Source organism: Exiguobacterium sp. JMULE1, assembly GCF_013337175.1.
Taxonomy (GTDB): domain Bacteria; phylum Bacillota; class Bacilli; order Exiguobacteriales; family Exiguobacteriaceae; genus Exiguobacterium_A; species Exiguobacterium_A indicum.
This window is the reverse complement of sequence record NZ_SGWC01000002.1, coordinates 2853168-2876171: the sequence shown is the minus strand read 5'-3', so window position 1 is coordinate 2876171 and position 23004 is coordinate 2853168. Positions and strand designations below refer to the sequence as shown.

Annotated in this window: 21 protein-coding genes; 4 read left to right on the top strand and 17 right to left on the bottom strand. The window is 49.0% G+C overall.

The genetic code is table 11. The features are described from left to right. Nucleotides 1–10: 10 nt before the first annotated feature. The 7 genes from EXW93_RS15140 to EXW93_RS15110 form a co-directional block, all read right to left on the bottom strand. Nucleotides 11–1399 (bottom strand): MATE family efflux transporter, encoded by a 1389-nt coding sequence (locus EXW93_RS15140; RefSeq protein WP_035395624.1) that lies wholly within the window; start codon nt 1397–1399, stop codon nt 11–13. Between the two features lie 150 nt (nt 1400–1549). Continuing rightward, on the bottom strand, nt 1550–2623 hold the full coding sequence (locus EXW93_RS15135) for a site-2 protease family protein (protein ID WP_023469662.1): 1074 nt from the start codon (nt 2621–2623) through the stop codon (nt 1550–1552). A 67-nt stretch (nt 2624–2690) separates the two neighbouring features. Then, a complete protein-coding gene (locus EXW93_RS15130; RefSeq protein ID WP_035395628.1) occupies nt 2691–3962 on the bottom strand; it encodes a sensor histidine kinase in 1272 nt (423 codons plus the stop codon). Further along, on the bottom strand, nt 3959–4642 hold the full coding sequence (locus tag EXW93_RS15125) for a response regulator transcription factor (RefSeq protein WP_035395630.1): 684 nt from the start codon (nt 4640–4642) through the stop codon (nt 3959–3961). Before EXW93_RS15125 ends, EXW93_RS15130 begins: the two co-directional genes overlap by 4 nt. Before the next feature lie 19 nt (nt 4643–4661). Beyond that, nucleotides 4662–5546 (bottom strand): hypothetical protein, encoded by an 885-nt coding sequence (locus EXW93_RS15120; RefSeq protein WP_055969580.1) that lies wholly within the window; start codon nt 5544–5546, stop codon nt 4662–4664. Nucleotides 5547–5643: 97 nt separating this feature from the next. Further along, nucleotides 5644–6195 (bottom strand): maltose acetyltransferase domain-containing protein, encoded by a 552-nt coding sequence (locus EXW93_RS15115; protein ID WP_035395634.1) that lies wholly within the window; start codon nt 6193–6195, stop codon nt 5644–5646. Between the two features lie 342 nt (nt 6196–6537). Then, nucleotides 6538–7422: an SDR family oxidoreductase gene (locus EXW93_RS15110; protein ID WP_055969577.1), complete on the bottom strand. Its 885-nt coding sequence runs from the start codon at nt 7420–7422 to the stop codon at nt 6538–6540. A gap of 131 nt (nt 7423–7553) precedes the next feature. On the opposite strand from EXW93_RS15110, the gene EXW93_RS15105 reads away from it, so the two are divergent. Then, nucleotides 7554–8036, top strand: coding sequence for a VOC family protein (locus EXW93_RS15105; RefSeq protein WP_055969574.1), 483 nt, complete (start codon nt 7554–7556; stop codon nt 8034–8036). A gap of 210 nt (nt 8037–8246) precedes the next feature. Here EXW93_RS15105 and EXW93_RS15100 read toward each other — a convergent pair whose 3' ends face one another. Then, nucleotides 8247–9596 (bottom strand): FAD-dependent oxidoreductase, encoded by a 1350-nt coding sequence (locus EXW93_RS15100; RefSeq protein WP_035395637.1) that lies wholly within the window; start codon nt 9594–9596, stop codon nt 8247–8249. 411 nt (nt 9597–10007) lie between these two features. Between EXW93_RS15100 and EXW93_RS15095 the strand changes: the two genes are divergently transcribed. Both EXW93_RS15095 and EXW93_RS15090 read left to right on the top strand, forming a co-directional pair. After that, entirely contained in the window at nt 10008–10625 is a 618-nt protein-coding gene (locus tag EXW93_RS15095) for a YitT family protein (protein WP_050678462.1), read from the top strand. 99 nt (nt 10626–10724) lie between these two features. Next, complete coding sequence (locus tag EXW93_RS15090) at nt 10725–11291, top strand: GNAT family N-acetyltransferase (RefSeq protein ID WP_023469653.1); 567 nt, start codon at nt 10725–10727, stop codon at nt 11289–11291. A 71-nt stretch (nt 11292–11362) separates the two neighbouring features. Here the strand turns inward: EXW93_RS15090 and EXW93_RS15085 are convergent, their stop codons facing one another. The 9 genes from EXW93_RS15085 to EXW93_RS15045 all read right to left on the bottom strand — a co-directional run bounded on the left by EXW93_RS15085 (nt 11363) and on the right by EXW93_RS15045 (nt 20200). Continuing rightward, the gene (locus EXW93_RS15085) at nt 11363–12742 is read right to left on the bottom strand and encodes a hypothetical protein (RefSeq protein ID WP_055969571.1); all 1380 of its coding nucleotides are present in this window, start codon (nt 12740–12742) and stop codon (nt 11363–11365) included. Then, entirely contained in the window at nt 12739–13656 is a 918-nt protein-coding gene (locus tag EXW93_RS15080; RefSeq protein WP_023469651.1) for an FTR1 family iron permease, read from the bottom strand. Before EXW93_RS15080 ends, EXW93_RS15085 begins: the two co-directional genes overlap by 4 nt. Before the next feature lie 12 nt (nt 13657–13668). Continuing rightward, a complete protein-coding gene (locus tag EXW93_RS15075; protein ID WP_235515952.1) occupies nt 13669–14403 on the bottom strand; it encodes a hypothetical protein in 735 nt (244 codons plus the stop codon). Further along, on the bottom strand, nt 14400–15128 hold the full coding sequence (locus EXW93_RS15070) for a glycosyltransferase family 2 protein (RefSeq protein ID WP_023469649.1): 729 nt from the start codon (nt 15126–15128) through the stop codon (nt 14400–14402). The genes EXW93_RS15075 and EXW93_RS15070 overlap by 4 nt, the downstream gene beginning before the upstream one ends. After that, nucleotides 15125–16561, bottom strand: a complete 1437-nt coding sequence (locus EXW93_RS15065) for an alkaline phosphatase family protein (RefSeq protein WP_035395644.1) — start codon at nt 16559–16561, stop codon at nt 15125–15127. The genes EXW93_RS15070 and EXW93_RS15065 overlap by 4 nt, the downstream gene beginning before the upstream one ends. Continuing rightward, nucleotides 16558–17412 carry a lysylphosphatidylglycerol synthase transmembrane domain-containing protein gene (locus tag EXW93_RS15060; protein WP_023469647.1) on the bottom strand — a complete coding sequence of 285 codons (855 nt, stop codon included), beginning with the start codon at nt 17410–17412 and terminating at the stop codon, nt 16558–16560. The genes EXW93_RS15065 and EXW93_RS15060 overlap by 4 nt, the downstream gene beginning before the upstream one ends. Continuing rightward, nucleotides 17394–18305: an NAD-dependent epimerase/dehydratase family protein gene (locus tag EXW93_RS15055; protein WP_035395647.1), complete on the bottom strand. Its 912-nt coding sequence runs from the start codon at nt 18303–18305 to the stop codon at nt 17394–17396. Before EXW93_RS15055 ends, EXW93_RS15060 begins: the two co-directional genes overlap by 19 nt. A gap of 26 nt (nt 18306–18331) precedes the next feature. After that, nucleotides 18332–19516 (bottom strand): hypothetical protein, encoded by a 1185-nt coding sequence (locus EXW93_RS15050; protein WP_035395649.1) that lies wholly within the window; start codon nt 19514–19516, stop codon nt 18332–18334. Between the two features lie 156 nt (nt 19517–19672). Further along, nucleotides 19673–20200, bottom strand: coding sequence for a type III secretion system chaperone family protein (locus tag EXW93_RS15045; protein WP_023469644.1), 528 nt, complete (start codon nt 20198–20200; stop codon nt 19673–19675). 200 nt (nt 20201–20400) lie between these two features. On the opposite strand from EXW93_RS15045, the gene EXW93_RS15040 reads away from it, so the two are divergent. Continuing rightward, nucleotides 20401–22854 (top strand): CoA-disulfide reductase, encoded by a 2454-nt coding sequence (locus EXW93_RS15040; RefSeq protein ID WP_035395651.1) that lies wholly within the window; start codon nt 20401–20403, stop codon nt 22852–22854. The last annotated feature ends 150 nt before the right edge of the window (nt 22855–23004 follow it).

Below are 23004 nucleotides of genomic sequence, written 5' to 3'. Positions count from 1 at the left end.
TCCATTCCAGTCACTTCGCGGTGGCGACTTTTTGTTCCTCTGCGACGTACTCCTCCGGTTTAAATAATAGAACGCGATCTTTATAGGCGAAGACAAGGGCCGTCAAGACAGCCATCGCATCAGCGATCGGGAAAGCGAACCAGACACCATTGACACCGAAGAACAGGGGTAAGATCAAAACGAGTGGAATCGTGTATAACGTTTGGCGTGACAAGGATAAGAATAAAGCGACTTTCGCTTTGGCGAGCGATTGATACATCCCGTTGACAATCATTTGAATCCCATAGACGAACGATAAAGCGAATAAGATGCGCATCGCACTCGAGCCTTCCTGCAGCAGTGCTGCTTCTTCCGTGAACAAGCCGACCCAGAAGCGAGGGAACAATTGAATCAGTAACCACAAGCTGATCGATAACGATAAGCCGTAACGGATTGCCAACTTGATGGCAAGTGACATCCGGCTAAATTGCCGAGAACCGAAATTATACCCGACGATCGGTTGCATCCCTTGCACGATCCCCATGATTGGCATACCGACGAGCGCCATGAACTTATTGATGACCGCAAACGTCGCTAGTTCCGTCGTACCACCGTACCGGACGAGCATGTGGTTGACGGTGATGAACAAAATCGATTGGGAGACTTGCATGATGAACGACGATGATCCGATTTGCATCATCCGAAACGTTAAACGGAAATCGGGTTTGAAAGCATTCCGATTGAGTGTTAACCCCGTTTGCCGACGTTTCGTAAAGAAGAATCGGAAAACAAGTGCAGCACCGACGATTTGCGCAACGACTGTTCCGAGTGCAGCACCTTGGATGCCCCAATCAAGACCAAAGATGAACAGAGGTGTCAGGACGATGTTGATGGCAACTGTCGTCAGCATGACGCGCATCTGATAGTTCGCGCGTCCTTCTGCGCGGAGCATTGCACTCGACGCCATCGTCAACATGAAGAACGGAGATCCGATCAAGAGGACGCGTAAGAAATCGATGCTATACGGCATGATTTCATCTGTCGCTCCAAAGAGACGAAGTAACGGTTCGACGAAGATGAAAGCACTGATGATGGCGAGCATACTGATGAAGAAAACTGCTATCAAGACGTTCGCATAAGCACGACTGGCACCATCCGTCTGTTTTTGACCAAGCCGTTGTGACGCAATCGCAGCCCCCCCGATACCGATTGAGTTAGCGATCGCCATCAATACGAGCTGGACGGGGAAAGCGATTCCGACAGCGGCAACGGCAGCCGTACCGATGCCTTGAGCGACGAAAATCGTATCGACGATATTATAGAGTGCCGTGACGAGCATCCCGACCATCGCCGGTAAAGAGAGACTAAGTAAGAGCTGGTTGATAGGTGCTTCACCCAAACGGGCAGTATTTTTATTCATGGAAGGAGAGCCTCCTTTTTTAGACAAGTGGTAAGTAGGGTTTTACTCAGAGTAGTCGCTTCTATGAAGAGATGCAAGAAATCACTCTAGTCAATGTGTTCGTCTTATAAAAAAAGGATGCGCCATGAAGCGCATCCGATGGAACTCGTTTTAAGATGGTGTAGGCAAGTACCCTTTCGAGTACTCGAAAGCAATGAATAAAATGGCACCGAGCGCCAAGTAAGCGAGTAAGGTGATCGTTTGTTGTTTTTTCGGCATCTGGTGATACTGGACCGACTCTTCAGCGAGTCGGAGCGGTTCGATCCGCTGATCGATTCGTCGCAACAACGCATCGTAGTCGTTCGCAGCATCATATTGATACCGTAACAGATCGTCCGCTTCCTGACGTGCCTCTTCCGGACTCGCTTGTCGCAAATCTTGTAAATCGAGACGAAGCGACCAAGCGATCGGGTCGTACGTACTTTCGACCGTTTGTTCTTCCTCCACTTCCGGTGCAAGAGCGACTTCCGCGTTTGCACGTTCTTGTTCCGCCTTTGCGCGTAAGACGCGTTCGCGTGCAGCACGGTATAACATCAAGGTCGATCGGTTCGCCTCATATTGTTTTGCGAACTTATACCGTTTCCAGACAGCACTGCCGCCGAAGAAAGCAATCAAGAGCAGAATCAGGCTGAAGTTCGTGATGCCGTAAGCAATCAAGGCAGCAAGACCTGCAACCCAAACGATGATCGGAAGTCCCGCAAGAATCCGTCCGCCGTCAAGTGGACTGACGGGAAGTAGGTTGAAGAGATTCAATAGAGCCCCGAGATGGAAGATGACGAGCCAAAAGTCATTTCCGGTCACAGCGTATCCAATCGCAAGCGGAATCAGGGACACGAGACCCGCGAGTGGTCCACCGTACGCAAGAATCGCTTCTTGTTTTGGTGTCCGGAACGTATCTTTGATCCCGATGACGGCTCCCATGAACGGTACGAAAATCGCGGGACCCGTTTTAAAACCGAGTCGTTTCGCAGCGAGTAGATGTCCCATCTCATGAATGAATAGGAGATAGAGCAATCCGACCCCGAACCAGACACCGAATACTTGAGCGTAAAAGAGAAGCGAAACTCCGAACGAAATCAGAGTGCCTCCAAACTTCGAAAATTTCAATAAGGCAAGGATGACCTTTCCTTTCGTTAAGAGAAAGGCGCCGGCAACAGCAAGTCCACCCCAACGTTTTTTAGCCATCGTGAAATTCCTTCTTTCATCATGTGACGTTCTTCCTTAAGTGTACGACACAAATGTAGAAAAAGTTTCATTTAGACTGCTCGGGAATCAGATAGAAACAACTGCCATCTGGTTGACGGGCTTCACTACCGACCTGAAAATGATGCGTCGTCGCTAGAGCTGCAGCAATCGACAATCCGAGTCCACTTCCTGAACGATCGCGTGCTGCATCAAGTCGGTAAAACCGGTCAAATAACCGGGTACGTTCTTCGTTCGTTAGAGATGTTCCTCGATCAAGAACAGCGAGTCGCTCCTTGCGCAGATGCAATTCAGGAGAAGTGGCATATTTCAGGGCATTATCGATATAAATCGTCAAGATGCGTAGCACCGCTTCGCGATTCGCCAGGATCGTTCCAGAGGCATCAACAGGGATGATCGTCCCTGTCGCGTGATACATCCGATCAGCGAGTTCGCTCCCAAGCTCGGCTAAGTCAATCTCTTCGACAGACGTTTCTTCATAACCGAGACGAGACAGTTCGAGCATGGGCTCGATCAAGGTCGTCCGCATCGCATGCGTCTCCTGTAAGATATTTTCAATCGATTCATCGAGGACGTCCGGCTTCGTTTTGCCCCATCGCTTCAATAATTGCGCATACCCTTCGATGACGGTCAGCGGTGTCTTCATCTCATGCGAGACATCGGCGACGAACTGCCGTTGTTGTTCCATCGTCTGATCGACACGCCCAATCATCTGATTGAAGACGCGACCGAGGCGACCGATCTCATCATCACGTTCGGTCTGCACGGTCTCAAGCGTTCCAGAAGACGAGATCCGTTGCATCGTATCATTCAGTTGCCTGAGCGGGCGGAGCGTCTGATACGCAATCCAGAAGCTACTGATGAACGCGATGACGATTCCAACGACCAACACGATGGTGAAGGTCAAGACGAGTGTCGAGACCGTATCATCGACGCTTTCATCTTCGAATAAATAGGCTTGATCCTGATAGACGATACCGAACCAATCACCAGATTTGAAAGGTTCGTTCGAACGCGGGATACCGGGTAGGTCACTTGCTTGTACGTCTCCGTTAACGGTAGACGAGTCGTCGTCATCTTCATCATTTGAAATGACCCATCGTCCATCTTCGTTCGATAAGACGACGGAATCCTCATGAAGCGTCAACAATGCCCGGACCGATGAATCATCCTCCATCAATTCCTCCGCCTGTTCCAGTTGGGTATAACGCGATTCAATCAAATGATTGCGGACGACGAAGGTCACGACGATGAACGAAAGCAACAATAAAAGTGTCGTAAAGGCGGTGACGGATAAAGCAAGTTTCGTTCGAAGCTTCATGGGTTCGCCTCCCTCAGTACATAACCAACCCCACGAACGGTCTGGATCAAAGCAGGAGGGTGAGCATCGACTTTTTTTCGAAGGTAACGGATGTAGACGTCGACGATATTCGTCTCGCCGAAGTAATCGTATCCCCAGACGCGATTTAAGATTTGTTCGCGTGTCAGGACATGTTCTTTGTTTTCCAGTAAATACGTCAGGAGTTCGAACTCCCGTGGTGTCAAATCGAGTCGCAATTCATCGCGAAATGCTTCATGTCGATCAAGATCGAGTACAAGATCTGCGAACTGTAACGTGCGCGATGCGTTACTAGTTGAAGTCGGAGTGCGTAGTAACGCACGGATCCGGGCAAGGAGTTCCTCCATCTCGAACGGTTTCGTCACATAATCATTCGCACCAAGATCGAGTCCTGCGACCTTATCGTAAACTTCCCCACGTGCTGTTAGCATAATGACGGGGATATGAATACCTTTTCCACGGAGCCTGCGCAACACCTCGAAGCCGCTCAGCTCCGGCATCATCACGTCGAGTAAGACGAGATCAACCGAATGCTCAGCGGCAGCGAGACCATCTTTTCCGTTGGGGGCGACACGTGTCGCGTACCCGGCATATTGGAGTTCGAGTTCAAGGAGGCGTGCGATTTTCGCATCGTCCTCAACGATTAAGATGGTAGTTGGCATAAACATCCTCCTTTAATGATCATTCATCGATTTCTTTCACTTCGTCTGACGCGTTTAACTCAAGTTTAACGGAACCACCGACTCGGATGTCATCATCTTGTTCCATGTTTGATGCACGAGAGTACGATTTTTGCGTACCATTCTGTTCGATGATGATTTCTTGATTCGTTATTTTAGCGAGCGTGCCGCGGACTTCTTGTTCCCGTGCATCGTCACCGTCTTCGTCGCGTGTAGCATTACGATTCTCGTCGTCATCTTCGCGGTCGATTTCACGGACTTGACCGTCTGCATTCAATTCGATTTTCACGATATCCCCAGATTTCGCATCGTCGCGTTCCGCACGATCCGCAATCGCGTAGACCGTCTCTTGTCCATCTTGTTCGAGTGTCAATTCACTTTGTGATAGGGCACGAAGGATGCCGTACCGTTCATTCGCATCGTCTGATGAATCATCTGAGCGATTGCCATCGTCCTCTCGGTCATTCCGATCGTCTTGATCTTCTCGCTCCAGTTCCGTGATTTGCTGATTCGCATTCAGATCGATTTTGACCCAATCGCCTTCTTGCACGGCTTCGCGTTCGACTGACGAAGCAAAGTCATACGTCTGAGTGTCACCGTTGACGTCGATCGTCATTGAACGATCCGATAGTTTTTGTAATGTGCCTTCGATTTCTTGATCGTCACGCATCGAAGCAGGAAGCTTTTGTTCGACTTGGCGCGAAGCAGCTTCGACTTTTTGCTCTGCCTGCTGTGAAGTGGTGACCGTCGAGTTGACGAGAGAGTGTCCCGGACCTGTGAAGAGTAGGAACGCACCGGCTCCTGTTAAGACTGTACCCGTTACGGCAAGTGTAGCGATTCCTTTTTTGAAACGTTTATTCCCTTTATCTGTTCGTTTTTCAGTCATGATGATGTCCTCCTTTAGTAGTGGCTGTTGTTCTTATACATAGAATAACCAGACCATGTGAAAGGAAGCTGAGGAACAGATTAGAATTTGATGAGAATTAGATTGTTTTGATGACTCGGGCTGGATTTCCACCGACGACGCTGTTTGCCGGTACATCCTTGACGACGACACTACCTGAGGCGATGACAGCATTATCTCCGATCGTCACACCGGGATTGATGACCGCGCGTCCACCGATCCAGACGTTATTCCCGATGACGACCGGTTTCCCGAATTCATAACCGCTGTTGCGCTCGACAGGATCGAGTGGATGGGTCGCAGTATAGATATGTACTCCTGGAGCAAGCATGCAGTTGTCACCAATCGTGATCGGACAAATATCGAGCAAGACACAGTCGTAGTTGGCATAAAAGCGAGCCCCTAACGTAATGTTGTAGCCATAGTCACATTTAAAGGTCGGTTCAATGTAAAAGTCGGCTTGCTCCGTCTGGAATAATTGTTGAAGAAGTGCCTTCCGTTTAGTCCCATCATGAACACTCAATTGATTGAACTCATAACAGAGCGATTGTGCTCGGATGCGGTCAGCCACGAGTTCCGGATCTTGTGCTAAGTAGAGTTCCCCTTGAATCATCTTTTCTTTTTCAGTCATCTGATTCACTCCTTCATCGTTATTACTTTCATTAGACTAAATGGTACCCGGTGATGCAACTGATATCCCGTTAAGATATACGTAAATGGGGCTGACTCAAAAAAGAGTGACTCGTCTTTTCACGCCCTTTCCTCAGGAGAGACACAAGCCAGCTTTCCTGCTTTCTTCAGCAGGAAAGCGGGTCTTGTTTGTCTCTGACAGCGCAAAAATGCGCTTTTTCCTGTAGGAGTCGCGTGTAACGAGCACTTCTTTTTTTACGAGAAAAGGGTGGCAGATTATCATTCTGCCACCCTGGTCTTTGTAGAGACTGACTTTTGAGTCATCCCCCTTCAAATGCAATTCTTATGCTAATTCGATTCCGCCTGTGACACCATAGATTTGCGCCGTGACATAGCTCGCAGCGTCTGAAGCGAGGAAGACATAGACATCTGATAGTTCGACCGGTTGACCACTTCGTTTCAGTGGTGTTTCCTGCCCGAACTCTGGAATGTTCTCGCTTGGCTGACCACCCGAGATTTGAAGCGGTGTCCAAATCGGACCAGGTGCGACGGAGTTGACACGGATTCCTTTTGGCGCGACTTGTTTAGCGAGTCCACGCGTGAACCCGTTGATGGCAAACTTCGTCGATGCATAATCTAAGAGGTTCGCGCTTGGGTTGTATCCTTGAACGGATGTCGTCGTAATGATCGAAGCCCCTTCTTTCAAGAGTGGCAAGGCTGCTTTGACGACCCAGAAAAGGGAGAAGACATTGATTTCGTATGTCTTACGTAATTGCTCCGTTGACAGGTCGAGAATATCTTCGACGGCTTGTTGTTTACCTGCGACAAGTGCCAAAATGTCGAGTCCACCGAGCGATTCGTGTGCTTCTTTAATGAGTTGCTGACAGAACGCTTCATCACTTAAATCACCAGGTAAGAGATATGCTTTTTGTCCCGCTGCTTCAACGAGTGCTTTGACTTCTTCCGCATCCTGTTGTTCTTCCGGTAAGTAGTTGAGCACGATGTCAGCCCCTTCACGAGCATAGGCAATGGCTGCTGCTCGGCCGATGCCGGAGTCGCCACCCGTAATCAGTGCTTTTTTGCCGATCAATTTGCCAGAGCCTTTATAACTCTCTTCGCCACAATCGGGAACAGGTTCCATTTTTGCTTGAACTGCTGGTGCGTCCTGATATTGTTTTGGGAAATCGTCATTGAAGTATTGGGTTAACGGATTTTTCGATGCAGCCATGTAAACATTCCTCCTGAAAGTTGGTTTTGGTATAGGGTGTATGTTCCCTCAACAGGTCGGATTAAACGTTTCTGATCGTAGTAAATTTGGAAATTGATGGTTTACACTAGAAAAAGAGGAGTGTGAAGAAGATGATTACTGGATTGTATGAAGCTCATTTACCGGTCAAAGAACTCGAACGATCAATTGCCTTTTATGAAAAATTGGGACTTGCATGTGCGTTCCAAAATGAACGCGTCGCTTTCTTTTGGATCGAGCACGGCAAGAGTTGGTTAGGTTTATGGAAAGCCGGTCAAGCCGAGTTACCGTATCATCCATCGATTCGACATGTGGCGTTTCGAATGGAGCAAGAAAATATCGATAAAGCACAGGACTGGTTAAAGGAGATGGGCATTATCGTCCGATCCGCCTTTGGTGTAGCGGCAGCCGATCAACCGCTCGTTCTCGATAACCATCCACATGCGCACGCGGCGATCTACTTCGAGGATCCAGATGGAAATTCACTCGAGTTGATTGCACCGTTACGCTTTGACATGGAGACGGTGAACGGCACAATGCCGTATCAGGACTGGCAGCATCTATTTGAGACTGAATCGGAGAAAAAGACGACATAACTGGGGTTTTCATTCGAAATCGCTTCCTAGGAAAAAACAAGCAGGAGCGACCCTGCAGTGAAGCGAAGCGGCGCGATGCTTGTCCCAGGAAAACGATTCGAGACGAACAAAAAAGCGCAATCCTTCTCGTTAGAGAAAAATTGCGCTTTGTCTTCAGTCTAAAACAAGCAACGGTGATCCGTTGCTTGTTTGATTTATCGTGTAATGCGCTTAGACACGAGCGGATTGACGCTCATTCATTGCTTGCAGAGCTGCTTGGTTCAGCAAGTTCCACGGTTTGTTGTAGTGCGGTTGGAAAAAGAAGTCGACGAAAGCGAGCTCTTCAAGTGTCATATCGTTTTGAATCGCGACAGACAGTGTGTTCATCGCTTGTGTCAAATCAACTTTTGAGATGATTTGTGCACCGACGACACGATGGGTTGCTGTCTCGAAGACGAGCTTCAATTGGACGTCTTCTGCTGTTGGCATGAACTCTGGGCGATACGCATCTGTGACTGTTGTGCTACTCACTTCAAGTCCGAACAAGGGTGCCGCTTCTTCTGTCAAACCAGTCGATGCGATATTCAAATCATATAAGCGAAGACCTGATGTGCCTTGTGTTCCTTGGTAGCGAATTTTTGGTGCGCGCAAGTTTTTACCGATCAATGTTCCCATCCGGACAGCATTCGTTGCGAGTGGAATATAGGCATGTGTCCGAGCTGGATTATAATAGACGGCACAGCTGTCACCAGCAGCAAAGATGTTCGGGTTGCTTGTGCGCATATAATCGTCAACGATGATGGCACCGTTCGGTAGCATGTCGACCTGTCCTTTTAAGAGTTCCGTACTTGGGCGGAAACCGACACAGAGAATGACGAGATCCGTTTCGAACGTTCCTTTGTCTGTGACGACGTGTGTCACAGCGCCGTTTTCCCCTTTGAAGCTTTGGACGGTTTGCCCGAGTTCGAGACGAATACCACGGTCTGTCAATTCACGTTCGATGACGTCAGTGAATGAGCGGTCGAGGTATTTGTTGAGAATGCGATCCGCACTATCAATGAACGTGACGTCTTTTCCGTATGCTTCAAACGCTTCGACGAGTTCAGCACCGATATACCCTGCACCAACGACTGTGATCCGTTGTGCTTCTGTCGCTTTTTCAATGATTGTTTGAGCATGGTGATAGTTTTTACAGAGCTCGATTTGATTCAACTCGATGCCAGGAAGCATCGGAATGATTGGCCATGATCCTGTCGTCATGATGAGTTTATCGTACGTATCGTAAACGACTTCACCAGTCATGAGGTTTTTCGCAACGATCGTTTGGCGTTCACTATCGATTTCAAGCACATCATGTTTCAGACGCATCTCAGCGCCGAGTTCAGCGAGTTCACTTGGTGATGAGTAGAAAAGTGATTCCGCATGTTTGACGACACCACCGACGTGAAGCGCGATTCCACAAGAGAGAAACGATACATTGTCATTCCGCTCATAAACGGTAATCTCGACGTCTTGTTGCGAAGCGAGTTCTTTGACTGCTGCTGTTCCTGCGTGTGTACATCCGATGACTGCTACTTTCATGGGTAAAGTCTCCTTTGTGTTTTGTTTGTGATAAATATCACATTCATTTGATATACTTAGTGTAATCCTTCACAAGGTCGTTTTCAAGTAGTTTGTTCAATGTTGAGCATAATCTTGTCTAAATTGTGAATGAGTGAGCAAAAGTGTTTGGATTATGTGAAGAACGCGTAAAACTGTTTTAGTTACTGAAATTCGGGTTATAATAAATGTAGATTTTTAATGAAGGGGTGGAAACCGATGGATACCGAGAGGACCAATCATCTATTCAGCTTACCTGATTTTTAGCAGTACCGGTCAAAACGAACAAGACGGTAATGGCTTATAAAAATCAGGGAGAGCGAAAATAGATGAATACCCAAACGGGACGTATAAAACCTCTCCCACGATGTAAACGGGAGAGGACAATAAAACATGAAACGAATCGCAACCATCTTAACCGGTACGCTGATCATGGCGTTCGGTTACTACACATTGAATGAACAGTTCGGATTAGCAGAAGGCGGCTTCATCGGATTATCGTTGCTCGGTCGATACTTTTTTGATATCAATCCTTCGATTTCAATGATCGTGCTCGATATTCCATTTTTCATTGGTGCCTTGTACTTCAAAGGGAAACGTTTCGTCAGTGAAGCGTTACTTTCAGCAGGTGCGTTATCAATCTTTTATGAGATGTGGCACCGACTCGATTTGTTCCACTTTCCAGAACAGGCTTGGCCAGCGACGCTCATCGCAGCAATCGCTAGTGGCATCGTGACCGGATATGGTCTCGGACTTGTTTTGAAAAGTGGAGCGGCAACAGGTGGAGACGATTTGTTATCGATGGGACTCAGCAAACTGACAGGTCTATCGATCGGGACGATCTTGTTCGGACTCGATGCCATCGTGTTAGTCATCTCACTCGTCTATCTGCCGCTCAGCTTAACGTTATATACGTTACTGGCTGTAGCGATCGCTGGACGTGTCGTTGCTGTCATGACACGGGAGCCTGTCATCGTACCGGCACCTGTCGTACAAAAAGTCACGCAGTGAAATGGATGAATGTCTAAAAAAATCATGTATCGGATTCGACATCGTCGAGTCCGATTTTTCAGGTTTATTGATTAGAAAAAACGAAAGGAGAAGGATGAGATGATTCGACAAGCACATGCTTCTGAAGCACAACAGATTGCCCCGTTGATTGAGCAAGCGATTCATGAGATCGCTGAGACACTGACGGGAACGACAAAGCGGGAGGAGGTTCTAGATCGACTCGCGTACTTCGTCGCTGAAACAGGAAACCGATTGAGTCATGAAAACATCCTCGTAAAAATCATCGAGGATGAAGTAGCGGGTATCGTCATTGCTTATGCAGGGACGGATGCGAAACGACTCGACGAACCGATCAAAGACCAACTGAAGCGCTGGACGGGTCAAGATATCCAAATCGATGTTGAGACGGAAGGACCGGTCTATTACCTGGATACTTTATCGGTTGATGCGCGTCATGGTGGAAAGGGAATTGGTACGGAACTGTTACAAGCAGCGGCGGAAGAGGGCGAGAAACGGGGACTACGAGCATTCACCTTAAACGCTGATCAAACGAATGCAGGGGCACAGCGATTGTATCGCCGTCTCGGCTTCGAACCGATTCGGACGATTGAAATCAGCGGCGGTACCTTTGATTATATGGAACGTCGTTACGATACGCAGCAATGAAAAAACCATGTCGATTTCCACTGCGTCATTCGGGAATCAACATGGTTTTTCGTATACATGCAGTCGTGCCATCAAGGTGGCGTTAGTTGATATAGCATCGCTTGCGCGTCTTCTGGTTCGTATCGGGTATCACTCGTGAAGTGGACGACCAGTTCGACTTTTGGTCGCACGCCTTGAGCGTGAAGGCGCTCGAGCAATCGACCAGTCACGTAACTCTGGTCGGATTTTGGTTCTGCATTCCATTTACTGATTGACCCGATCGGAACGATCGCGGCATCCGGTCGTTCGGACTGGAATTGGCGAGCTTCCTCGTCGGTAAAGACTGTCGCGCCGATTGGAAGAGTCGCTACGTAACGCGCTAGTTCGATCGTCGCCGGAGGACGCGTTGCTTGTTCGTTCAACGCGAGGCTACCGATCGTCAACTGAACGACTAAAAACGGCAGATACATCCGCAACGGAAGCTGACGGATCAACCAGATGAGTAGCAACAGGACAAGCGGTAAGACGTGACGGGGTTTATCGATATTTTGTCCGAGCCAGACCCAGACGAAATAGAGTCCAGCCGTCGCTCCCCAAGCGACATCGACCGTCCAACGTCTGCGTAAGAATAGTAGCAGTCCAGACACTAGTCCGATCCACGTGCCATAGCCGATCCCATGCCAGAAGAGTTGCTGAAGCGTCTGGGCAAATCGTTGAACGATGGAGGCATCATCGGTCTGAACAGAACCACCCCAATCGGAAAAATGACCGCTGACGAAGCGGAGTGATAATTGAAGAAACGAGTAGGGTCCACCGACAGAAAAAGCGACCGGTAGCAACCAAGCCAGTTGTGCGAGAACAAGAAGGGCGCACTCGGATAAGAGTTGCCAGTAATCCTTTCGTACCTGCCACAGCAGGACAAGCAACATGAAACCAAACGGCGCATAGGACAGTCGAGTCGCCATCAGTAAACCAAACAGAAGATACGGGAGCCAGCGACGAATCTGATGCCGTGCGCGTTCGATGCTCCAGCCGTACCAGACGAGTAGTCCGAGGGCGAGCCCATCCGACATCCCTGTCGCAGCGAACGTCACGAGTGAGGCAGTGGAGAGAACGGTAAAGGCAGCGATCAGCCGAGTCGTATCATACGCATGACGGCGAAAGAGCGAGTAAAGTGGCAAGAGCGCACTTGCCAGTCCTAGTGTGGAGACGAGTCCGAGCGCTTTGACAGGTATCATCAGTGGCAGAAACAGGTTGGCAAATAAGATGAAAAAGGGATAACCCGGAAAGTGCGGACGTAAATCAGCCAAATCATAATCGGTCACAGCGAGCGTAAAGTTCGCAATATCGTAGCTCGCGATGAAGGGACTGACGTAAATGATCCGTAAACCAATCCAGCCACCGATGAATAGAAGCGTGATCCAAAAAAGCGATCGTCCACGCGGACGTGAACGATCGCTTCGGACGGTCAAGAAACCTCCTGTAAGGACTTTGATGACTTCGATGGTTTGTTTTGACGGAGCAACATCCAACCGGCAAAGGCGAAGTAGCCCCACCAAGCGACGACTTGTTCGAGCGATGGGTTATGGCTGTATCCGAACATCGCGGCCATGAACGTTCCGATCTGTCCACTGATCAATGTCGAGTTTCCTGTATCACGCAAGTATTGCACCTGATCGATATAGTGCTCCGGCATGAAGCCGACGATATTGTATACAGCAGCTGGTGTGCCGTCAGCATTCATCAAGAGACTACCGAGCAAACCAAGATCTTGGAAGCGTCCAATCGTTTGGACGAGCATGCCGGCTGCGATGAATAGAATGAGTACGCCCGTTACTTGGAAGAAGCGTTTGACGGGAATCTTCATGGAACCGGAAACGAATAAGTATCCGAAGATCAAGGCGAGTAACAGACCGGAAACCGCACCGTAACTCGTCAGTACTTTTTCGATTTCCCCACCTGAGATGGCAGCGAAGAAGAAGACGGTCTCAATTCCTTCTCGAACGATGACGAGGAAGGAGTGGATGATCATCGTGATGGCACTACCCGTCGAGACGGCAGCGGCGACCTTCGCTTGGGAGGCTTTTTGATTCTCTTTCGCTTCCTTTCCCATCCAGAGGACCATGTGTGTCAAGAGCAGGACGGAGACCATCATGATGCCGAGACGGAGATACGTATCGCTTCCGAAGCTCGCAAAACTCGTAAAGACGACTTGGAACAGGAACGCGACACCAAGGCTAGCGAGAAGTGCCAACCCGACACCTGCGTAGACCCACTTTTTATATTGTGGAGCGTTCAATCGATCGAGATAACCTAAGATCAACCCAACGATGAGAACAGCCTCGAGACACTCCCGAAGCGTAATCAAAAACGCTTGAAAATCCATCTGTCTTCCTCCTTATGAGCGGCGTTTCTTCTTCCATTGACCAATGACGACGATGACGATGAGGACGATGACGAGTCCGAGCGCAATCAATTTCCAAATCGCGTCCGTTCCGAACGTTTGACCGAGGAAGGAGTCTTCTTCTGTGAAGACGCCTGTTTTTTCTTCACCCGGCAGGACGAAAAGAGGCGTCAACGTATCTTCGATCATCGTAATGTTCTTCTTGAAGGATTCTTCATCACTCGCTTTTTTCCCGACCCCAAACAGACCAGGATTTCCGAGTGCTTTTAAGGATTCATCAAATGCAGTATACACGTCATCGGATGTTTGTGCATCCTTGCTTTCCTTGACGTAAGGTGCGAGCACATCGTATGTCCCGCGGGCTTTCGCGAGTAAGAGTTTCGCTTGACCGAAGTCCTCGAACTGCTCTTCAGCAAAGTGCAGGCGACGTTCGATATTTTGGCGGAGAGCGACGCGATACGCTTGTTTGGCAGCCTCGGCATCTTCTTGTTCGAGAGCCGTGTCGATCTTCGCTTTCGCTTCAGGGAAATACAGTTTGAATTCTTTATCATAGGCGGCAAGCGTCTCTTTCGCAAGCGCGTAATCCTTGGCATCGAGTTGTTCTTCAAATTGTTTATACGCTTCCGCAAAAGCTTCCTTTCCTGGGTCTCCGTAACTATAAGCGGAAACCGTGGAAGTGCTCACGAACAGTGAGAGCAGGAGGAGCGGTAGCAAAAGAAGGCGTTTCATCCGAGATGCTCCTTTCGTTCCATGCGTTCTTCAACGCTAAGCTGTGTGATCGGTCGTCGCCATTCCCGGTAAATTGCGGGGAGGACACGTTGGACGTAATTCAGACGGATAAAAGACTTTCCTGCTTCCCGGACCCGATAACGAATCGGGACTTCGTGCAGGCGGAAGCCTTTTCGGACGAGATTGAGAGTTAAGACTTGGGCATAGTTATAATCGTGAATAATCTCAGCATGGTGACACGCTGCGCGTGAAAAAGCACGCATTCCACTTTGACCATCATGGATTTTACGTTTCAATAAAAGGCATTGCAACCACGTGAAGACATGATTCCCGATATAGCGATAGAGTCGCATCCCGTCGACGGTACCGAGAAAGCGAGAACCGAATACGTAGTCGGCCTGATTGTGTAAGATCGGTCGCACGATATCCGGGATTTGATCGGCCGGATATTCGTTATCCGCATCGATCATGACAGCAACATCCGCGTCAAGTTCGTAGGATTGCCGGAGTCCTTCCCGGACTGCAGCGCCGAGTCCTTGATTTTGTTCGAACCGATAGACATGTGCGCCGTGTTGACGCGCGATCGTACTCGTCGCATCAGTCGAACCATCATCGATGACGAGGGTCTCGACCGGAATACCGTCGATCATGTCCGGGATCCGTTTTAAGACGAGTGGGAGCGACACTTCCTCATTGTAGGCCGGTAAAAAGACGATGATTTTCATTTAGACTTCGCCTCCTTGAACGCTTCTGTCAATAGCACACCACGGCTATCGTGCGGGATGTCTGCCCCTAGGACTTTTGTGATCGTTGGTCCGAGTGACAGGATATGGCGGTGCGTATCCACTTTCAGACCGGCATGAACGTTCTTACCATACATCCAGAACGGAACGAACCGTTCGCCTTCATCCAAGTGACCGTGTCCACCGATTCCGTCCGCTTGACCGTGATCCGCCATGACGATGAGTGTCGCATCCTCGAGTTTACCAAGGCGATCGAGCTCCTCACAAAACTCGGAAAGGAGCGCATCCGCTTCCTCGATTTTTTCGACATACTCGGAATAGAGAGTGCCTCGACTGTGTCCCGTTTGATCCGTTCCGATCAACTGAATCGCGAGCAGATCCGGATCCTCTTCATGGACGATTTGTTTGGCACGTTCTACGATATTTCGATCTGCAACATCGTTATGCATGACTGCTGTGACGGTCCGCACGTCGGTTGAACCGAACGCATCGACAAGGTGTGCGATACCAAGGATTTTTCCTGACTTGTCAACGGCACGGAGGCGATCGAAGACGGTATCCGTTTTAACGCCGGTCGTATTCCAGACCATGTTCGAATGAATGCCATGATCTTCCGGGCGAGCACCGGTGAACATCGAACTGAAGCAGACGACGGTCCGGGCAGGGTAAACCGTCTCCATATTCGTATATTCCGTTCCTTCCTGACGCAATCGTTCGAGGAACGGCGTGTTTGCTGCCATGTAGCGATCTTTACGCATCCCGTCGACAATCAGGACATAGACTTTTTCTGAAGTCGGAAGATTGGCATCTACCGTCATTGCCTCGGGCAACTTCGGTTTCCAGTCGAACAGGTAGTGATGCAGGATCCATGCAAAGACGAATAGACCAATTGGGAACCAGATGAACGTCATGTCGAGTGTCGACGCGTCATTTGCCGTCCACCAGTACATGAGCAACAGAGCAACCTTAGGCAGTTGCTCCTGCGCGTTACCACTTGTCGAATCACTATTCTTCAGAACGAGTTTCCAAAAACGCGTGAAGTTTGTCCAGCGCGTTCCGATCCGGAGATGATAATAGATCGTTCCCCAGAAAAAAATCGTGAAGAAGAAATAAAGACCTGCGCCATAGGCGAACAAAGGTAAGTAATCTGCATTCGTACCCCGAAGGAACAGCCAAACGATGACCGGGATCCAAAGGTAATTTCGTAAAAATAACGGAAAATCATAACGCCAAAGCAAGATGAACAAAGGAAGCGTCACGATGAAACCAAGACCAGCTTCTGCGAGTGGCATCTGCGTCCATAAGGCGTACGTCAAGAAGACGCCGATCGTAAAAATGGGTGTGAAGGGTTTTCCTTCATTGAGTAAGTTCCAGGCGCGTGCTGCGACTTTTTCAAAGCGAGAAGCGCTTTTCATCGTCTTCCTCCTTTCCAATCAGTGTATTTGAGCTGACGAATCAACAACCGAAGCGTAGCCGGATGCCGAATGAGAACGTACAGCGGAATGAGAAAAGCAAAGGCATATTTAAAGAAGTGCGTCATCAAGGCAACGTCGTACGCATGGGCAACACCGGCTTGCCGTAACACCGTACCCATCGCGAGTTCATACGTACCGAGACCACCCGGCGTGAACTGAATCACACCGGACAGGACACCGGCACTCATCGCAATCAATGTCGTCGGGAAGGACACATCGATACCTGCTCCGTGCAAGAGGAGGAAGACGGCGAGTGCCTCGACTGCCCAAGCGAGCGTTCCGAACAGAACGAGCGATGGGAGATGCGGGACATGTCGGCGTAACACGAGCAATAACGCGGTCGCAAGGAGCGCGACGAGCAAGACGATTGGGTGAAACAACCAACCGATCAGAATGAAGGTACACAGAACGATCAAGTCAATACTTCGTTGTAAGACGAAGATCGCGCTCGTCTGTTTCCATGGACTTCCGACGGCTCTCGCCGTCACGAGTCGGATCATCTCTCCCAGTTTGACCGGTGAGAGATGATTGATCGTCAGTCCGAGATACAGGCTCGACAGGTATACAGCAGTCGGTGCACGTTTGGCATCGGCGCGGCGCCAGGCGACCGCGCGTAAATAAAAGGCGATCGCATACGTCAAGGTTGCAAGGATCGTCCAGGGACTCTTGAATAAAGCTTCAATGTACCGATACGAGACCGGTAACTCCAGGAAAAAACGGAGCAGTAAAAAGATGACAAGCCCGGTAAGCGTCAGATACAGAAACGTTCGAATCAGCGGTTTTGATGCCACGCGATCACCTGCTCCAGTCCAACATCGATCTCGATTGACGGTTGGTAACCGAAGGCTTCTTTTGCAGCCGTCGTATCACTCCATGTCATCGTCACGTCCCCACGTCGTGCAGTTTGAGTTTGCACGGGCACATCAAACCGTTGACCGATCCGTTCAGCTAGAGTGCGGACGGAGACCGGCTGATTCGCGCCGAGGTTATACGTCCCTACTGCACGAGCCAGCAACGCCTGTTCCATTCCGCGGGTGATGTCATCGATATACGTGAAGTCACGGATCGGATCACCGAAGACGGTGAGTGCCTCTCCGCGTAATGCCTGTTCGATGAATCGAAACAGCGCCATATCAGGACGACCCGAAGGACCATAGACCGTAAAGAAGCGAAACAGCGTCACGTTTACATCATATAAATGAGCATAAGCATGACAAAAGCTTTCGGCACTATACTTGGCTGCCGCATAAGGACTGGCGACGTGTCCCGTTGCCTGATCTTCTTTCAGCGGACCAGTCTGTTCCCCGTAAACGGAAGAAGAAGACGCGAAAAAGACATGCGGCATGCCATGTCTTTTTGCGGCTTCTAACAAGGTCACCGTCATATCGATGTCCTCACGAATATAGTGATGCGGTTCCTCGAGCGAACGCGGAACACCTGGAAGAGCTGCGAGATGAAAGACGGCGTCGAACGATGTCTCCATCCAGGCGTCGAGATCGTGATGAACGTCACCGATCGTAACGGTAACACCGGCACGTCTTAATGCAGCTGCTCGTTCTTCTTTTAACTGAACATCATAGTAGTCCGTGAAAGCATCAAGTACATGGACGGTATGGTGCTGCTGGAGCCGGAGGGCGAGGGCGGCGCCAATGAAGCCGGCACCTCCTGTGATTCCGATATTCATCTTATCCCTCCGTTTCCATTTCCTTCTTAGTTAAGTGGTTCGAGTGCGTCTGTGATTCGTTCACCTGTCGTTTCAGCCTTGACGTCGCCTTTTTCGACGAGTGCGAACCATTCGTTTGCATCTTTTGCGACTTGCGCTGCTTTGTCCTTGCCGAGACGATTCTCAAGCGTCGGTTTCATCGCAACGACGAACATGTTCGCTTCCATTGCTTCTGCACGTGCTGTATCGACGTCTTTCTTCTCGATCGCTTCTTGTGCCTCTTCATGATACCCGTCGACTTTTTCAGTCAACGCTTTTGCGAACAATCCTTCGATTTCTTTGTAAGAAACGTCAGCTGGCTTTGTTTTTGAGAAATCATAGCGCTCTTTCAGTGTTTTGACAGCCTCTTCGTCTCCGCCCGCTAATGATTCTTCGATCGCGAGGAGGAAGCCATATCCTTCTGCTTGTTCCATTTGTAATTCTTTTTCGTCCGTACCGGCTTTGACGCCATCCTCGATTTTTTGTGCATAACCGAGTGCAGCTAAATAGAAGGAACGATAAATCGATTTATCCGTCACTTGTTTCGCAACATTGAAGTCACCGATTTCTTTCGCGTCGATGGCTTCTTGCTGAGCTGCAAGACCTGATGTGATCGCTTGAGCGATGGCGTCTTCGTTTTTGAAGCCGTAGCTCGCGTCCCGTTTTTCAGCTGTCGGAATGAAGACGGTCTTCGCCATCGCTTCCACGTCCTTGAGTGCTTCCGTTGCAGCTTCCGGTTTACCAGCTACGAGTGCTTCTTCAGCTTTTGCTTGTGTTGCTTTTTGTAATTTATAGAAATACGATTGTAGACCTTTATCCACGAGTTGACGCGCGATGTTCTCATCGAGATCCTTCGCTTCCACACCTGCTAAAGCAGACTGGATGACTTGTTCGATTTCTGGTGCTGTCGTCTCGACACCACCTTTTAGTTTCGATTCATAACTTGTCGTGACCATCTTCCAATCGATCGCTTGTCCTTCTTTTGCTTTGTCGAGTTCTGTTTTGATTGAGCTGAAGATCGTCAATTCATCTGTCAGTGTCGTTGCAGCGATCCCCGCATCTGCTGATTTAGTTTCGGTCGACTGTTCCGTTTTCTCTTTTTTCGGTGCAGTCGTATCCGTTTCATTCGAACCGCAGGCAGCTAAGATACCGGCTACCATGAAGATTGAAGCTACTTTTAAACGTTTTTTCATAATCGTGATTCCCCCAGAAGAATTAATAAGACGTTTTCCGTCATGTAGTCGTTTTCACAAATCTAACTATAGCGAGAATAATTCTCATTGTCAATTGAACTTTAAAGAAAAAAACGGCTTCGGAGCAGGGCTCCAAAGCCGTTTTAAAATGAGAAATTAGAACTGTTCGTACAGTTTTGTCAAATACGTGTAGACTTCGTCTGATGCTTGGAACATCATGACAGAATGTCCGAAGATCGCAGCTGGGTTGAAGCCATGATCAAGATCGATCGTTGATGCGATCGTGACATCACGGTCGCTGTCGAGAACGACGCGGAAGTATTTGAACTCTTGGTTGAAGTCATTGATGGCGTTCAGAATCGGGAGATCCTCGACACCGTCTGGTACGTGTGTCACCGTACGAGCGAATAATTCGACATCTGTCGTCGTCTTACTGAAGACGATCATCATCATCGGTTCTGCTCCTGCAGGTGTTTTTTCTTGTGTCATGAAGAAGACGTGTGTCTCATTCTCACGTGCTTCCATTGGAATGCCTTTTTCAACGAGGAAAGCTTGGAATGCTTCCAAGTGTTGTTGCTGTTGTGGCGCGATTCCTTGTTCGTTTGTTTCGGGTTGACGATCTTGGTGAATCGGTGTCACTTTATTGTTCTCGTTTGATTCGTTCGAGTTACGTTCCTGGTCCATTTCAAAATCCCCCTTTATATACTATAAATTCAGTTTCAAGCATTTCAGAAGGAATTGCAACTAATGTCCGTTAAGATAGGAAGAAAATACAAAAGAGTAGAGATATGTCATGTTTGTGAATCTGAGAGCAACTGACTTGAAAATACATACCTGACAGGGTATATTAAGTGGCAGATAGAAAATCAAGGAGGAATCATCAGATGAAAACGATCATCGTAGGCGGCGTCGCTGGTGGCGCTACGGCTGCAGCGCGACTGCGCCGGATTGACGAAACGGCAGAAATCATTTTGCTTGAACGAGGAAAAGAGATTTCGTTCGCGAACTGTGGACTGCCTTACTATATCGGAGATGTCATCAAAGATCGCAATAAATTACTCGTCCAAACGCCAGAAGGCATGCATGCACGGTTTAATTTAGATGTCCGCAATTTGTCGGAAGCGATTCGGATCAACCGTGAAGCGAAGACGGTCACGATCCGCAACGTCGAAACGGGTGAAGAATACGATGAATCGTACGATCATCTGATTCTTTCTCCAGGTGCAAAACCGATCCGTCCGAACATTCCAGGACTCGATGACGCAACGAACGTCTTTACGTTACGGAACATCCCAGATACGGACCGGATGCGGGAATACGTTGATACAAATCGTCCTGATAAAGCACTTGTCATCGGCGGTGGATTCATCGGTCTTGAAATGGCAGAAAATCTCGCAGAACGTGGGGCGCACGTCACCCTCGTTGAGATGGCGGATCAAGTCATGGCTCCGGTCGACCCGGAAATGGCAGCCATCGTTCATGAACATCTTCGTGCAAAAGGCATCGAGTTGATTCTAGAAGATGGCGTCGCTCGTTTTGAAGAGGCAGGTCGCCGCGTCGTCCTGACAAGCGGACGCGTGATCGAAACAGAGATGAATATCTTATCAATTGGTGTCGCACCGGAGAGCACGCTCGCAGCAGATGCTGGTTTAACACTTGGCATCAAACAGACGATTCAAGTCGACGATCAACTGCGGACATCTGATCCATCGATCTTTGCGATTGGTGACGCGATTGAAGTCAAAGACTATATCACGAAGGAAGCGACACATGTTCCACTCGCGTGGCCGGCAAACCGTCAAGGACGCCTCGTTGCTGACATCATCGCCGGACGCGACGTCCGGTATAGCGGCACACTCGGAACAGCGGTAGCAAAAGTCTTTGATTTGACGGTCGCTTCGACCGGTAACAATGAAAAACGGTTGCGTCAACTTGGTCTTCGTTATGAAGCCGTGCATCTCCACCCGGGATCGCATGCGGGATACTACCCAGGGGCGAGTCCGATTTCGATGAAGTTACTATTTGATCCAATCGAAGGAACGATCTACGGAGCGCAGGCAATCGGCATGACAGGTGTCGAGAAACGGATCGATGTTCTCGCGACAGCGATCAAAGGTGGATTGACAGTGCTTGATCTACCAGATCTTGAACTATCATATGCACCGCCGTATAGTTCAGCGAAAGATCCGGTCAACATGGCAGGGTATATCGCGTCGAACATCGTGCTTGGTGACAGTGCGAACGTTCATTGGCACGAAATTGACGCGATCGTCGCCAATGGCGGCTTATTACTCGATGTCCGTGAACCATCGGAAAACGAGTTAGGCGCGATTCCGGGATCGGTCAATATCTCGTTACCGACGTTACGTGAGAAGTTGACTGATCTGCCGAAGGATCAAACGATCTATGTGACATGCCAAGTCGGATTACGTGGATATGTTGCGAGTCAACTGTTGCAACAATACGGTTATGATGTGAAAAACTTAAGCGGCGGCTACAAAACATGGTCGGTCGTGCATCGTGATCAAGAAGCACGAAGCCAAGCGAAGGAGGAGACAGCTGTGACGGTAACGAAACGTGAGCCAACAACGAAGACTGCACCAGAACAAGTGGCGCTGCTCGATACGTGCGGCTTACAGTGCCCAGGTCCAATCTTAGAGCTGAAAACAAAAATCGATCAGATGACGGACGGCGAGCAAATTTTCGTCAAGGCGTCAGACCCAGGATTCTTGCCAGACGTTCAAGCATGGGCGAAAAAACTAGGTCACACAGTCCATTCAGCGGAGATGAATCAAGGTGTCGTCGAGGTCATGCTTGAAAAAGGGCAAGGAGAGACAACAGTTCCAGCACCGGTTCAAGTCAATCCGGCAGATGATGCGACGATGGTCGTCTTCAGTGGTGACCTCGATAAAGCACTTGCGTCCTTCGTCATTGCGCAAGGTGCACAGGCAATGGGGAAACAAGTGACGATGTTCTTTACGTTCTGGGGCTTGAACATCATTCGAAAACCAGACGCACCGGCAGTCGAGAAAGCCGGCATTGAACGGATGATGGGCATGATGATGCCGAAGCATGCCGGGGAGTTACCGCTCTCAAACATGAACATGGCAGGCGCCGGTCAAAAAATGATGAAAAAAGTCATGAAGGATAAACAAGTCGATGCACTCGAGACGATGATGGCAAAAGCACAAGCTGCTGGTGTCCGAATGATCGCCTGCACAATGTCGATGGATATCATGGGCATTAAGAAAGAGGAATTACTGGATGATATCGATTATGGTGGCGTCGCGAGTTACCTTGGTGCAACGGACGGTGCCAATCTGAATCTGTTCATCTAATCTAAAAACTGTTTATGTGAAAGTGTCAAACCTGACATCTGATGTGAGGTTTGACACTTTTTTTGCGTCCTAAGGTATAGATGAGTTTGATTTTTCAAAAAAAATTGCGTATGATAAATCACATGTGAAAAAAACTTACATACAAATAGA